The 15,053-nt window shown below is 43.7% G+C and carries 14 protein-coding genes; 7 read left to right on the top strand and 7 right to left on the bottom strand.

Annotated features, from left to right (window positions below; translation table 11 throughout):
* Positions 1-77 precede the first annotated feature (77 nt).
* Positions 78-1,247, bottom strand: a complete 1,170-nt coding sequence (locus VPNCDNU1_RS17560) for a MalY/PatB family protein (RefSeq protein WP_104401518.1) — start codon at positions 1,245-1,247, stop codon at positions 78-80.
* A gap of 114 nt (positions 1,248-1,361) precedes the next feature.
* Here VPNCDNU1_RS17560 and VPNCDNU1_RS17555 point away from each other — a divergent pair, with 114 nt between their 5' ends.
* Complete coding sequence (locus VPNCDNU1_RS17555; RefSeq protein WP_104401517.1) at positions 1,362-1,550, top strand: YqaE/Pmp3 family membrane protein; 189 nt, start codon at positions 1,362-1,364, stop codon at positions 1,548-1,550.
* An 86-nt stretch (positions 1,551-1,636) separates the two neighbouring features.
* Here VPNCDNU1_RS17555 and VPNCDNU1_RS17550 read toward each other — a convergent pair whose 3' ends face one another.
* The 6 genes from VPNCDNU1_RS17550 to VPNCDNU1_RS17525 all read right to left on the bottom strand — a co-directional run bounded on the left by VPNCDNU1_RS17550 (position 1,637) and on the right by VPNCDNU1_RS17525 (position 7,503).
* Positions 1,637-2,284 (bottom strand): DsbA family oxidoreductase, encoded by a 648-nt coding sequence (locus VPNCDNU1_RS17550; protein ID WP_104401516.1) that lies wholly within the window; start codon positions 2,282-2,284, stop codon positions 1,637-1,639.
* Between the two features lie 92 nt (positions 2,285-2,376).
* A complete protein-coding gene (locus VPNCDNU1_RS17545) occupies positions 2,377-3,066 on the bottom strand; it encodes an MOSC domain-containing protein (RefSeq protein ID WP_104401515.1) in 690 nt (229 codons plus the stop codon).
* 192 nt (positions 3,067-3,258) lie between these two features.
* Positions 3,259-5,796 (bottom strand): MSCRAMM family protein, encoded by a 2,538-nt coding sequence (locus tag VPNCDNU1_RS17540; RefSeq protein ID WP_104401514.1) that lies wholly within the window; start codon positions 5,794-5,796, stop codon positions 3,259-3,261.
* Positions 5,797-5,868: 72 nt separating this feature from the next.
* A complete protein-coding gene (locus tag VPNCDNU1_RS17535; RefSeq protein ID WP_104401513.1) occupies positions 5,869-6,573 on the bottom strand; it encodes a fimbrial biogenesis chaperone in 705 nt (234 codons plus the stop codon).
* Complete coding sequence (locus tag VPNCDNU1_RS17530) at positions 6,570-7,034, bottom strand: hypothetical protein (RefSeq protein WP_104401512.1); 465 nt, start codon at positions 7,032-7,034, stop codon at positions 6,570-6,572. The genes VPNCDNU1_RS17535 and VPNCDNU1_RS17530 overlap by 4 nt, the downstream gene beginning before the upstream one ends.
* Before the next feature lie 22 nt (positions 7,035-7,056).
* Positions 7,057-7,503 carry a DUF4402 domain-containing protein gene (locus tag VPNCDNU1_RS17525; protein WP_167404819.1) on the bottom strand — a complete coding sequence of 149 codons (447 nt, stop codon included), beginning with the start codon at positions 7,501-7,503 and terminating at the stop codon, positions 7,057-7,059.
* 824 nt (positions 7,504-8,327) lie between these two features.
* Here VPNCDNU1_RS17525 and VPNCDNU1_RS17520 point away from each other — a divergent pair.
* The 6 genes from VPNCDNU1_RS17520 to VPNCDNU1_RS17495 all read left to right on the top strand — a co-directional run bounded on the left by VPNCDNU1_RS17520 (position 8,328) and on the right by VPNCDNU1_RS17495 (position 14,945).
* Entirely contained in the window at positions 8,328-8,882 is a 555-nt protein-coding gene (locus VPNCDNU1_RS17520; protein ID WP_104401510.1) for a gamma-glutamylcyclotransferase family protein, read from the top strand.
* A 9-nt stretch (positions 8,883-8,891) separates the two neighbouring features.
* The gene (locus VPNCDNU1_RS17515; RefSeq protein ID WP_104401509.1) at positions 8,892-10,028 is read left to right on the top strand and encodes a sugar diacid recognition domain-containing protein; all 1,137 of its coding nucleotides are present in this window, start codon (positions 8,892-8,894) and stop codon (positions 10,026-10,028) included.
* A gap of 277 nt (positions 10,029-10,305) precedes the next feature.
* On the top strand, positions 10,306-11,661 hold the full coding sequence (locus tag VPNCDNU1_RS17510; protein ID WP_104401508.1) for a GntP family permease: 1,356 nt from the start codon (positions 10,306-10,308) through the stop codon (positions 11,659-11,661).
* A 24-nt stretch (positions 11,662-11,685) separates the two neighbouring features.
* On the top strand, positions 11,686-12,825 hold the full coding sequence (locus VPNCDNU1_RS17505; RefSeq protein ID WP_104401507.1) for a glycerate kinase: 1,140 nt from the start codon (positions 11,686-11,688) through the stop codon (positions 12,823-12,825).
* Between the two features lie 105 nt (positions 12,826-12,930).
* Positions 12,931-13,323 (top strand): ribosome recycling factor family protein, encoded by a 393-nt coding sequence (locus VPNCDNU1_RS17500; protein WP_104401506.1) that lies wholly within the window; start codon positions 12,931-12,933, stop codon positions 13,321-13,323.
* 116 nt (positions 13,324-13,439) lie between these two features.
* The gene (locus tag VPNCDNU1_RS17495) at positions 13,440-14,945 is read left to right on the top strand and encodes a hypothetical protein (RefSeq protein ID WP_104401505.1); all 1,506 of its coding nucleotides are present in this window, start codon (positions 13,440-13,442) and stop codon (positions 14,943-14,945) included.
* Positions 14,946-15,053: the final 108 nt, after the last annotated feature.

Raw genomic sequence — 15,053 nt, 5'->3', positions numbered from 1 at the left:
CTATTGGGGGTCAGTTCATTGTGAGCTGGTCTTTTATTTTTCTATTTACCTGGGGAGCTGTTTTTAGCGTTCAATTTCTAACTCGTAAGCTTCAATAACTTTTGGCAAGCTAGTTCTAGCGTGTCGCGAGAACACCCTAAATTCAACCGAACATACCCACTGCCACCCGCACCAAACTCAGTGCCCATTGAAGGCAATACTCCAAGATCAATAAATAATTGACGAAGGTCTTCATCGGTCAAATTGAGTGCTCTGCAGTCGACCCAAACAAGGTATCCGCATTGTGGCATTTGAAATGAGAGCTCCGGAATACGCTGAGAGAGAAAGCTATTTAAGAATTCCATGTTCCTTTGCACGTACAACTTTAAGTCATTTAACCAACTCAACGAAGTGGCGTAAGCCGTTTGGGATGCGACGATTGCCATCGCATCGAACAAGTCTAGAAACAGAGCTTGTTTTCGCTTTTCTATTGCCCCTCTCTGCGTTGGGTTCGGTATGACTAGATTGGCTAACCTCAAGGAAGCTAATCCAAACGTTTTAGTTGCAGCCGTTGTTACCACAAGCTTTTGTAAGTAACGCTCTTCTAAGTTAAGCGCACTCCAACATTGGTGCCCGGGTAACGCCAAATCACACCATATCTCATCACTGATCAGCCACACATCATAACGGTGACACAATTGGGCAATCGCTTGTACTTCTTCAGGGCTCCAAATACGCCCGATAGGGTTGTGCGGGTTACACAAAATAAAGGCTTTTACCCCAGAGGCTAAAGCGGCTTCAATGGCATTCAGATCCATGTCATAACAACCAGACTCTTCCACCATGGTAATTTCTTCGACTTCTCTACCAGATAGAGCGATGGCCTCTTTGAATTTACCGTAACCGGGTGACTGTACCGCAATAGAATCGCCTTCATTGGTCAATTGCTCGATAACCAATGCAATGCCTGGCATAACACCATTGACGGGTACTACCCAATCGGTATCAAGATCGAGCTGATGCTGCTCCTGATACCACGTTTTAACGGTTTCAAAATACGTTTGGGTGATCTCGGTATACCCAAATACACCATGTTCTAGCCGCAATTGTAACGCGCTAGAAACCGGCGGTGGAATCGAAAAATCGTAATCAGACACCCACATTGGTATGGCATTTTCACTGACATCGCCAAATTTCTGTTGGTTAAAATCCCACTTTACTGAGCCCGTCCCTCTACGATTGTGTTGTGTATCAAATAAAGAAGACATGATTTTTCCTTTAGAAATGGGGTTGTAGGGAAGATTCTCACTCATAAGACTTTTTAATTCGAATAGCAGACGCAATAATACTAGGACGATATAAACAAATCATGGATATAGACTATGCGTTTACTTTTAGCTTTGTTGCTACCTTGGCTGCAATTTTTCACCATCGGCAGACCATTCAGTGGAATCATCTGCCTGATTCTGCAAATTACATTGGTTGGTTGGATTCCTGCTGCGATTTGGTCGGTATATGCGTTGAGCCAATACAAAACGGATCAGAAAATCAAAGACGCAATGGATAGCTAGCCTGAACTCGGGATAAGTAATGTGGAAAAAACCGCTAAGGAAACAAACTTGGCGGTTTGAAATCCTTCGCAATTGATAAATACCTTCTATTGCGAGGCAATGTCTTTCATTGCCTCAACCAAAATATCCACAGGTTGCGCTCCGCTGATGAGGTGCTGTTCATTAATCACAATCGCGGGTACTGCATGCACCCCCAAAGATAACCAATGAACTTCTTCATCTTCCACAATCTTATTCCATCGCTCCGAAGAGGCGACTTGTTTCGCTTTTATAGGATCGAGCCCAATCGATTCAGCGCATTCGGTTAATACGTCGTGGTTTTCAATTGCTTTGCCATCGCTAAAATACGCTTGGAACAATGCGAGTTTCATTTCAGTCTGCTTATCGGATTCGCCAGCCCACGCGACCAGTTTGTGGGCATCGCGGGTATTGTAAACGTTCATTTCGTCGGAGAAGTTAAAATCAAAGCCGACTTCCTTCCCTAATTTAGTCAGATTACTTCGTACCTGAATACTTTGCTCTGCGGTTGTGCCATAACGCTTCATCAGGTAGTCACGCAAGTTTACGCCCCCCTGATGAAGATCGAGATTAAGCTCAAACGGATGCCAATTCACTTCAACCTCAATTTGGTCAGCAACTTGTGCTATCGCTTGTTCCAGCCTTTTATAACCGACAATACACCACGGACATGAAACATCTGATACCAAGTCGATCTTAAGCTGCTGTTTACTCATCCGTGGCTCTCCAATTAGGGTCTATATAGTACAAACTTACTGTAACTCAACTTATTGAAATTATCTTCTTTTTGCTTTGAACAACACGAAAGTTATGATCGAGACCCAAACAACCTAAATGCCCAGTTCTCAACACTGCCAGTTTCGATGCGTTTTTCGAACAACGCTCGCCATGAATCGACCAAAGGAATGTCTAGCACAGCTTTCAGCTCTTGTTCGTCTAAAATGCCGCGATAAACCAACCTCATCACACGCGCAAGAGACCAATCTGGATACGGACGCTCAATCAGGTAAATGGCATCGCCAGCACCTATATCCCCTTCTTCCAACACACGAAAATACCAACCCGTTCGCATAGTCATTTGAAATCGAAGCGCCATATCTGGTTCATCGCATCGGTCATTAAGTTTCCAGCAAGGCATTCGCCCTTGCGATATTTGAAGCTTGGTACTTCCTATTTGCACAACATCGCCAATGCAGAGTGAATACTCATCGACACCTGTTGAACTCAGGTTTTCACCAAATGCACCAACTTCTTCAAAGATCGGCTTCTCACCGAGCTCGCTACGCCACTTTGGGTAGTGCTCTGACGGGTAGATATGTAATGCTTTTTCTACTCCACCATGGAAGCGAGGATCGCCCTGCTCGTCTTCGGTAAAACCTAGAGTGGTCACTTGTAATCGATTTGATTGGATGGTTTTGTTGATAGCACTGAGCGCACCACGTGAATAGGACTGGATTTTGCCGGAAAGTACTGACTCGATGGTGCCCAACTGCTTCATATGTCTACTCCATAACGTGTGGGGTGCCTAAGGGGTATAGCTTATTTTAAAAACCGATTGTTTTAATGACAGGATAGAGGGTTCAACCTGAATTCTGGGTAAAGTATCAGTTAACCCACTGATAGACAAAATATATAACGGAAAGCATAAGGTAATTGGAGGGCTGTTGAGCGTGAAAAATGGCTACCATCCTCAAGGCTGATAAACCACTTGAAGCACCGGTTTGGCGTTCTTGTGCAGCTTATAGACAACAAAATTTAAACCACTTACCCAATCTTCACTGCGAATACGAGCCCGTGTCTCAACTTCTGCCTCGTTGTCTTCGATCACAATTCGATAGTCACCCGGTATCAAGTCTTCAAAGAAATAAAAGCCGTCTTGTTCCACTTTGGCAGAAAACGTTCGGCTAGTCTCTTCATGATAAAAGTTCACATGCCATCCGCTGAAACTGTATGGCGCAGTCACAATGCCATCGACACCAAAACTCTTGTTTACCCGTACTTCAATATGTGTTTTTCCGCCCTTCTCCGCGTGGAAATACACTGGGTTTTCTTCTGGCTTTAGGTTGAGATCTAACGTTGAATCGTCGATATGCAGTTGCAGATCTTCTCCGTAACCAACGCCTGTAAAATGAAACTCTCCATTGGCGTCACTGATCGCCTTTTTGTTATTCACTTTTAACTCGACATTGGCGACGGGCTGATCGTGATTATCGAGCACTCGACCAGTGAGTTCGGCGTAAATAAATTCTTCCCATGGAAGCTCTAAGCTCGCCACTGATTCGTCGTGTTTGGATAGCCGTCCTCCCCATTTTGTTTCCAAGGCGAGAGAAACACTTTCATCATTAATAGCAACCTCTCCTGACCAATTTGGTGTTAACTCCCATTTAGCATTACCTGAATACCCAAACTTGGCATTTTGCCACGTTAGCTGAGTACTGTAGGTGCTTTGGAGTGTTTGCCACCATCCGGAAAAAAAACAGTTGGAACAAAGATAACGATACCCGACACGATACCTTGGGCTATTACCATCGCTAAAAATAGAACTGAGGTTAACTGAGCCGTGTTCATGAGTATGAATGGCGTATTTAGCACTCAATTCGTCTCGGATCATTTGAGAAGTGCGTCTATTTTTAAGTTCTAAGGTCAAAAATTGCGAAGAGGCGGTTTGCGCTCGAATTTGAGGAATGACGGTTAGTTCATTTTCATCGTAGGTTGCGTCTAAGTTGAAACTGATGGGATTATCCAAATAGCGATATCGAATTTGATGCTCTCGTTTTTTGGGATCACGACCAAACAAATCGACATGGTTGATATCCGCTTCAAGCTTATGTTTTTCACCGATAGCCAATTCAATAGTGGTAGGCATGACAGGTTGAGACGGCAGCCACTCAAACGCAATTGAGAGAAAGTGTGTGGGTAGCCAGCGTAACCCAAGCCCTCCTGTCACGAAGTCGTTAGCATTGTAGGCGGACCCAACCAATGTTAACGAGTGAGTTGCTCCGTAACTCATTTGGGCTTTACCAGCATTTTCCTCGATGAGAGATGCGCCAAACTCTAGATCCCATTGACCTTTATCTAGGAGAGCTTCATCGATGTCGGCAACTTTGATGGTTTTGCGTTCCACTACACCAGAGCGAACCATTTCATGCAGTTCAACTTGGTCTCCTGCCGACAAAGGGTAATCAGAAACACTGTAGCGTCCAGAAGCATCCGACCTTAGTGTTCCACGATATATGTCATTCACATACACATCGACAAATGTGTTGGGTAAGGTTTGCTCTTCAATTACCAAACGCCCTGATTGCTTTTTGGGCTTGAGTCGGGAGTAGTACACACCGTTTTCAAATGTTTCACTGCTGCTGGCTAAACCTGAATCCAGCACAACATGCCCAACTTGAAGCTGATGCCCCAAAGGAAAAGGGGTAATTTCAAACTTATAATACTCCACTTCTTTCGGTGCATTTGTGTCGTAAGAGACTTCTAAATGAGCATTTTTGTGAACGAGATAAGCGTCGCTTCTAAGATTATATTCAGGCTGACCATTGGATGAAAATTCCGCTCGCCCTTTGATTCGAGCCGAAGCCGTTGTAGCAGATACAGGATGAATACGCTTTTGAGCTTTTCTCTCTTCCAACTCTTTGGCTTTTTGTTTTGCTATCGCTCGGCGTTGCGCGAGTTTTTTTTCTAATTCTTTGTAGGTACTGTAATGGAGTTTTACCTTGAGGGAGTAGGTATCCAGATCCCATAATACGGAAACGGGAAAGCAATCGACAAACGACGCCCAATGAAGCCACTCTTCCCCCTCTACGGTCACATAGTCTATGGTGTGGATTTCTTTGCTTTTAGGAAGAATGCACCGCTTAGAGTTTAAATCCAGCTGATAGGGTTGCCGCTGCTCCTGTACATCCTTTGGCTGGTAAAACAAACATATCTGGTTGCGACAGCCCCCTTCGAGCTGCAGCCATTGTGTCGCAAAGGTTTGAAGCGCTAAATACGGCTCTTCACTGGCGTTTTGCATGACTCGATAAAAGCTGTCGTGCTCATACCGCATGAACAATTCAACGTACGCTTCTACAATATCAGCTTCTACAATATCAGCCTCATTCGTATCAGCGCTTAGCTCATCATTTGCTTGTGCCATTCCCGCCCACGCGAATGCACAGGCTAAAAGAGCAAAAAACGCCGCTCTTAATCTCGCTAAATTTAGCTTTAAAAAACTAAATCTCATGAAACTAAGTTTCACTAGGCTGGACTTCACAAAGCTCGTTTTCACAGAGCTGGTTCAGTTCAAAAAACGAATTTACTGACAGGAACTCACAATTTGATCATCTACGATAAATTGAGCACCTGCAGAACTACGAATGGGCTTATCCAGCGACGCATTTCGAACCAAGAAAACGTTTTGTACGTCATTCCCAGAGACAAGTTTACCTTTAAGTTGGAAATTACCTTGGTTATGAACTCGAATGGAATTTTCTTTGCATTCCAAATACACGCGATGCTCTACCGCCCCTTTTTGTGAATAAACGGGGATCATAGTGTTGATAATGAAATCCAAGTTCATGGTCATGCCCTGACCATCTGAATTTTCATCCGTTTGCTGAGAAGAAATCGGAACAGGTTGGAAAAGCAGATATGTTCTATATTCCCCCTCTTCATATTCAGCTGGCAAACCTTGAATTCTTACGCGTACTGTCCGTCTTTGGTTGGGTTTCAAATTTCCAATAATAGGTGGAGATACTTTGACAAACTTGCTCAAATCTTCTTGAACTTCAATGTCATCTTGAAGCCGAGTTTTCGATTTATCATTTCCCACTAGCGCCGAACGGTAAACAACCGACACCTTAACCCTCATGGGTTCTGACGTTGTATTTTCGACAAACAGTTTATGGGTTGAGGCTTGTTCACCTTCAGCCACAATACGAGTTGGTGCAATTTTTAGTTGTGCGTGGCTAACCTGACTGAACCCAATAAGGCAAACGAAAATTAAGGAAAGAAACTTCATAAATACTTCACTGTGAATGGGACAACAACAGAAAACATGCCCGACTGAGAGCTGGCTTTAACCACCGCTCTTGCTCCGATGCACAACACCCCTGATTGCCCTTGTCCATTTAACCGAACTCGTCCCTTCTTATTCAACCCGCATCCGTACTTAAAGCGCTTCACAACAACATGGCGACCTGATTGTGAATTAAGCATTCGAAATTCAGAACCATTTACTTTAACTTGAATTTTTCTTGAAGGATCACCAGTGACCCGAAAGAGAAGCACGCCATTAGTCGATACAGAAGGTTTCAGAAACACAACGGTTTTTGAACCACCGACAGTGGTTTCAAATTCCATGGGCTCTAATTGCGTAATTTCGATAGCAATAGAATGAGCAGAGCTCACCAAGCATAAAAACAGCAAAAGCCCCAAATAGATGCGCGGCATAATATGAAGGTGGGTAAAATAAGGTGGCACAAAGCCACCTTATGCCGGTGTCTTATTGATAAACAACCGTAATGTTAACTGTGCCAGAGTAGTTACCTGCAACCAAAGTACCTGCACCAACGATGTCGGCCACACCACCAATTTTAACCGTGGCAGTACCACCTGTTAATGCTGGAGACGCGTTATCTGGAGCAATACTGTTTACAGCGATGCTGTTACCGTTGCCATCACCCATTGTAGCTGTTGTATCAACCGTTACGTCTACTGTACTACCACTTGTACCCGTAATGGTGAATGCTGCTGCGCCTGCATCTGCTGCCGCAACAGTAACGTTAGTCGCTTGGTCTGTGAAGATAGACCCAAAATCTAGATCGTTTGTTTTAGAGATAGATACAGGCTCTAAAACGTTGATGCTAGAGTTGAATGTATCCGTTGCTGCCATCGCGCTAGGTGCTACTGCTGCTAAAGAAATTAACGCAAGCTTTTTGATGAATTTCATTTCTAATGTCCCCAAGTCCATTTTTATTTAAATAACCTTATTTTTATTAATACTTTCTTGTACTACTGAAAACCAGAAAAGTATCAGGCGTATTTAAAGATCATCTAATAAATAATTTCATAATATTTTTAATTTTATCATTAATATTTGTGAGGCAGTTCAAAAACAAGTACAACCCGATCAATATTAAAGATAAAAATACATATGAGTTTCAATTCATATAGAGAATAAAACTTTACTTATCAAGCAATTAGAAGAGCATCGAAGTGCTAGTAATAGATTTATATATTAAAAATATGCGCTTGAACAATATTTAAAGCTACTAGATACAACTCAACACAGAAGACTGTAAACTTAAATGTTAATTTCCGATATTTGAGACAATAATAATTACTACTTAGATTAGAAAAGAACTAGAAGAATATTAACCACTAGTGATCTGAGTAATTCCTATAAACGCTAGGTTCAACTCATAATAAATAAATTATAAAGAGGTTTACAACAAAAGAGCTAATTAAAAAAAACAAAAAAGATCAAAAAAAATTTAAAATATATTTAATTTCAAATATTATTGGAATGCACATATCAATATTACCCCTATTTATAACTAAACTATCATTCTGATAAATGCATAAGAAAATAAAGATTGAGCTTAATATGAAATAAAATACTAAACTTCTCTTAGATTTTGGATTTCCGTTTCCAGCAGGCTCGTCCATCCGCGTTCAATTCGACGAGGCTTGAAGTTCATGGAATACTGGTACCTCCCACTGAACTCAAGAAGTTTAGGTCTAAATTTACTATCAAAAGGAAACCATTCATCTATGTACATATTCGGATACGGCAGCTTGATAAATCCTGAGTCTCGTAAGTTAACAGGGCAAACAGGAAACGCTTACCCTGCTATTGTGTGCGGATTTAATCGTCATTGGAGTAAAATGGATGGCAGCTATCAAATTTCTCCCTTGGTGGTCACACGCGGTGAAGGTAGGTTAAATGGAGTGCTGATTGAAATCGACCATGCTGAATTAGTCGAGTTCGATAAACGCGAAGCCGGATACCACCGAGTGAAAGTGCCGGTGTCTGAATTCGTTAGTGAGCACGCACTAGACAGTAATGGTGAAATATGGATGTACGTGAAAGACGACACGACACCGCCCTGTTCTCATACGCCTATTATGCAAAGTTACGTTGATACCGTTCTGGCTGGGTGCTTATCGATTTCCACTCAATTTGCAGAGCACTTCATCCAATCAACATTAGGCTGGCATCACCCTCTTGAAAACGATAGACATCAGCCAAAATACGGAAGAATTGCTGGCGTTGAAAGCCACCACCTCTCTCTTATCGATAACCTCGTTGATTCAGCAAGGCGTTAAGGCGAGATAATGATTCTAGAACAGCAACTTGCCCAGCAAATCGTCGACCGAACTATGGCAATCATCGGCAATAATATCAATGTAATGAATCAGGCAGGCGTCATTATTGGCAGTGGTGATTCTCATCGGATTGGTCAAACTCATGATGGAGCACTTTTAGCTCTAAAACATGGGGATACCGTTGAAGTAACCCAGCAAAGTTGCCAGTCGCTCAAAGGAGCAAAGCCTGGCATTAACATGTTGATGAAAAGCCAACATGAAGTTATTGGTGTGGTCGGTATTACTGGCGATCCTGACTCTATCCGAAATTACGCTTCGTTAGTAAAAATGACGGCAGAAATGATCGTCGACCAAGCTGCGCTTATTGAACAACTCCAATGGGACAGAAGACATAAAGAGGAATTCATCTCAGCTTGGATCAACAATGCGGTTTCATCTGCTGAGCTCAAAGATTGGGCAGCACGTTTAGGTATTGACCTTGATACGCCTCGTGTTGCTGTCGTCATTGAATTGCACTCCGAACGCGCCCCACTCAGTTTGGAGCAAACTCGTCAAATCGTCGAACTGTTGGAATACCCCAAACGTGACAACTTGGTCGCTGTCATTTCAATGCATGAGATTGTCGTGCTGAAACCCAGCCACAATAGGCACGGAAAATGGGACAGCGAACAAGAAAGTCTGCGTATCGATATTTTGCTCGACCGGTTAAATCAGCAAGGGATCAATCAATTGAATATCGCCCTAGGAGAATATTTTCCTGATCTCGATGACCTTCACCTCTCTTACCAGAGTGCCAAACAAGTACTGCACTTTGGAAAAAAGCATCATCCAGAAAAGAACAAATACCTATTTGAGGAGATGCGCTTACCTGTATTGCTCTCCCCACTAGGCGATTTTTGGCAAGGTGACCAATTGTGTAAATCAATCGTTAAACTTATGCAGGAAGACAAAAGTGGGCAATTGCTTAAAACATTACACGCGTTATTCGAACACCAAGGAAATCAAAAGGTGTGTGCTGAAGCCTTATTCATTCACCGAAACACCTTAAGGTACAGGTTGGATAAGATTGAAAAAATCACTCATGTCTCTCCAAAAAGCTTTACTGGATTAGTCGAACTTTATATTGCAAGCCAGATCACAAGTTAACATCAAAATTGTGCATAAGCACAAAAATAAGGTCTCACATTAGAAATTAATTTGTTATCTGTGCCTAAAGGATTCAGCTCAATAAACTCCGATAATAGTCACACTTCCTGCTAAGGTCTGCTGACCAAAATGATCAGGGATTGCATTCCGAGAATACCTACGCTTGGAAAAAGAGATAGCCACTCTATACGCATCAAAACTATGTTCATGATAGCAATGCACATAAAAGCAATACCGCATAAAGCGTAAGCAAGTGGCAAAAATAAACGGAGTTTTTATGAGTCTTATTCTAATCCTGCTGGCTGTGATCGCGTTTATCGTCGTCGCAACCACCAAATTTAAGCTACACCCCTTTCTCGCCCTCTTAGTGGCAGCATTCATTGCTGCATTTGCCTACGGGCTTCCTGCCGACAGTATTGCCAAAACCATAGCCAAAGGTTTTGGGGGTATACTCGGGTACATCGGTTTGGTCATCGTATTAGGGACCATTATCGGTGTCATTCTGGAAAAAAGCGGCGCGGCCATCACCATGGCAGATACCGTGATTAAAGTGCTGGGCGACCGATTCCCGACACTGACCATGTCACTCATTGGTTACATCGTATCTGTACCCGTATTTTGTGATTCAGGCTTCGTCATTTTAAACTCGCTTAAAGAGTCGCTGGCAAATCGAATGAAAACCTCTAGCGTCGCCATGAGTGTTGCACTCGCCACTGGCTTATACGCAACTCATACCTTTGTTCCACCGACTCCCGGTCCTATTGCTGCTGCCGGTAACCTTGGGTTGGAATCTAATCTAGGTATTGTTATCGCTGTCGGTATTTTCGTTGCAGGTGTCGCAGCACTCGCTGGTATGCTTTGGGCTAATCGCTTCAAAGATGTAGAACCCGATGGAGAAGAAGCTCAAAACCCAGCAGATAATGTTGATTGGAAAGCACTGAAAGAATCCTACGGTATACTGCCCACAGCAGGGCAAGCGTTCGCGCCAATCTTTGTGCCTATTTTGCTTATTTGTTTAGGGTCGGTTGCTCGCTTCCCAAGTGCGCCATTGGGCGATGGATTCCTATTTGATACGCTCAACTTCTTTGGCCAACCCTTAACGGCGTTGGTTATTGGTTTACTGCTATCCGTTCGTTTGCTTAAGTCTGACAACAAAGCGGCTGAGTTCAGCGAGCGTATTAGCCAAGGTATCACTGCTGCAGCGCCAATTCTTTTGATCACTGGTGCAGGTGGTGCATTTGGTGCGGTACTAAAAGCCACACCTCTAGGCGAATATTTGGGCACAACATTGTCGGCATTAGGTATTGGTATTTTCATGCCGTTTATTGTTGCCGCTGCACTTAAATCGGCTCAAGGCTCGTCAACCGTGGCTTTGGTTACCACGTCTGCGCTGGTTGCCCCAATGCTTGCTCAATTAGGCTTGGATTCAGAGATGGGCCGAGTGCTCACAGTTATGGCCATTGGTGCGGGTGCAATGACCGTATCTCACGCTAACGACAGCTTCTTCTGGGTCGTCTCTCAGTTTAGCCGTATGAGTGTTGGGTTGGCGTACCGTGCGCAAACCATGGCAACCTTGGTGCAAGGTATTACTGCCATTGTACTGGTTTACATTCTAAGCCTTGTTTTATTGTAATCATCACCGCGTTAGGAGAGTGATATGAAAGTAGTTATCGCCCCAGATTCATTTAAAGAAAGCCTGACGGCAAAAGAAGTTTGCTTGGCGATTGAATCTGGCTTTCGCCGAGTGTGGGCAGACAGTGAATTCGTTCATGTTCCTGTCGCAGATGGTGGAGAAGGCACAGTGCAGTCGCTGGTTGATGCGACAAAAGGCAACCTAGTACACCTCGCGGTGACGGGACCTTTAGGCAATTCAGTCGATGCATTCTATGGGTTGCTGGGCGATAATCAAACGGCTGTTATAGAAATGGCAGCCGCCAGTGGTCTTCATCATGTTTCTCTTTCTCAACGTGACCCTAAGCTGACCACGTCCTTTGGCACAGGACAACTCATCAACCACGCACTTGAACAAGGTGCAAAGAAATTGATCGTTGGCTTGGGTGGGAGTGCCACAAACGACGGTGGCGTTGGCATGATGGCGGCTCTAGGCGCTAAGTTCTCTAATCAAAATGGTCAGCCCATTTCGTTAAATGGCAGCGGATTAAAAGAACTCGCGCAAATTGATTTGTCGGGATTAAACTCAAAACTGGCGGAATGTGAGATTTTGGTAGCAAGTGATGTCGATAATCCTTTATGTGGAAGTAAAGGCGCATCGGCAACCTTTGGTCCGCAGAAAGGCGCAACCGAAGAAGATATTCGCCTACTCGATCAAAACCTCAATCATTATGGTCAGCTCATTCGCAAACAAATTGGTCGTGATGTATTAAATACAGCAGGGGCAGGTGCGGCTGGCGGTATGGGTGCAGCATTGATTGCATTTACTCACGCCAAGTTGCAACCAGGCATTGATATTGTGCTCGAAACCGTTGATTTAGAAAGCCAACTGGAAGGGGCTGATTTGGTGGTCACCGGAGAAGGCAGAATAGACTGGCAAACAGCGCACGGGAAAACCCCCATGGGCGTGGCGTTGCTGGCTAAGAAATTTGACCTCCCCGTGATTGCACTAGCGGGCTGTGTAGGCGAGAACTACCAAGCGGCGTACCAGTGTGGTATTGATGCCGTATTTGCTGCTGTGCCCCGAGCACTGGATTTACCTACCGCCTTTCAGGAAGCTGATGAAAACCTCACTAACCTTTCTGAAAACGTCGCACGTCTTTGGTCTGTTAACCTAGCGAAGTAAATTCAACCCCCACAAAGTTCAAAAGCGCAGGAAGCCCTGCGCTTTTTTTACATTAACCTTCGCGAGATGTAGCGTTTACGATCATTAGCATGCACAATTCGCACTATGAGCAAAAATAAAATTTCCATTCCACTCCCTTCTCTTATCCATCGGATTGGGGGTGAAAATGCCAAACAGGTCAAATCTATTGCGCTTCAATACCAAGCGGAACTAAAAAGGATTCGTCGTTCGAGAAATTGGCAAGTTATCGCCAAGTTTGAAGATTTACGGGCTTTTTCTGCCGCTTTGATCGAAATAGACCATGAAGCCTACCAATTCATCATTAAGAAAATAGATGAACGCGTTGAAGCACTGCGAGAACTGCACCTTCCACTTTCAGATCAACTGAGCGCTCTCATTTTGGCTAATCCGAACATTACACTGAATGAATTAATGGAGAAAACCAACTGCACACTCGCTCAAGCAAGAACGGCAAGGTTTGAGGCTGATGTTATCTAGCGTTTTCTCACTTATATTATTGACAATAATAACAGTTAACCAAAAAATAACAGGTGGACATTCCATATAATATAGGCGAATCCTGCTTTATCGCCTGATAGAGCAAAGGATTGATGATGAGCAAGAACAAATGGAACTTGGTGATTCAAGAGGTGGGAACCCACCAAGCGAAAGTTTGGGTTGGTACGTTATCTGAATACCAAGGTAAGCCGGATACCTTTAAAATCAATGTGTTCACTCAGCCTATCACTGAGCGAGAGCGTCAACCCATCGCTACCTATCCCATACAGAAACAAGACTGGGAACTACCGTTTACCAAACTACGCGAACGCTTTTTTAAGGTAGTGACAATTACTGGGTTGGAACCCAATCAAACGTATTACGTCGATTTTGTTCGCGGTGAGCACACGTTTAGCGGCAGTGAAGATCACAGTAAAACCATTCAGGAAACGGTGTTAGAAACAGGCACACTCAAAACCTTACCCACGTCGCTTTCAGAAACCGAGCCTTTTGTTGCCATGCTTGGAAGTTGCTTTTATAACGGCAAGCATGAGAAAGGACAAGCAGCGAAGGCATACACGCATTTGTATTTTCAGGGGAAGCCTGAAGAACAGCCTCATGTTAAGTTTCTTACTGGCGATCAGGTGTATCTCGATATTGGGGTGGACTCACTCTCTCCCGTGGTTAATGAAGTCCATAGACGAATCGCGACGGATTATGCAGAAACGTGGGATATCAACCGTAAGATGTACCGACATGGTGGATGTTGGTTTTTGGCCGATGATCATGAATATTGGAATAACTACCCATATGTCCAAGGCACCAATCCGTATTTGTGGGCGATTACTTTATCTAAAAAGATAAAAGCTGCGTGGACGAAAAGCGCGAAAGATGGCGTTAAAAATGTGCAGCAAATTACCCCATTTCGAACGTTCGATATTGGTGACGATTTGTCTTTTTGTTTTGTGGACTTAAGAACAGACCGAGACAAACGTGAACCGCCAAAATCGCTGACCACCAGTAAGGTGTTTGAACAGCTTATCGACTGGGCGAAAAGACTCGATAAAGTGGGCGTATTGGTGTTGCCTCAACCACTTATCGTTAAACCGGGTTCTGAATCGGACTACAACCTCGCCAACTATAAAAGCCAGTACAAGCAGCTACTCGATGCGCTGGGTGAAACTGGAAATGACATACTTTGCTTATCGGGTGATGTGCATTATGGTCGAATTGCCAGCGTTGAGATTGGTAGTAAAAGCGCCACTCTGCATGAAGTCATTTCTTCCCCTATGTCGAACATTCCTGCATCCGATGGTGGAAAGTTTTCCGCAGCAACACCCAAGAGAGTGAAAAACCTACCTCGTTTTTCTGGTCATAATGAAGACGTTCAATACGAAGATGTGTGGTGCACAAAATCGGAGCTCGTCAGCAAATGGTACATGCTGAAGAATTACTATCAGAATAAAGAACACTTTATGACTCTGGCGTTCACTCGCTCAAGCACAGGCAATGTAAAGCTTGAAGTGCAAGCTTGGTTAGTTAGGCATTGCGAGCGTTCTGGTAAACCGAAAAAACAGTTTAAAGACAGCAGGGTCATCACACTGAAAAAGCGCCCAGCTTAAGTGGAAAAAGCTAAGCATTTTTAGCGTTAGCTTATCTCCTTTCTTTAAAATGGAATTTCGGTTATTCCATTTTTACTCGACGCTGTTGTTACGCTCATACCAAAGCGT

This window comes from Vibrio penaeicida, assembly GCF_002933855.1.
Lineage (GTDB): Bacteria > Pseudomonadota > Gammaproteobacteria > Enterobacterales > Vibrionaceae > Vibrio > Vibrio penaeicida_A.
Note: the sequence above shows the minus strand (reverse complement) of the source record. Positions and strands in the feature narration are given on the sequence as shown.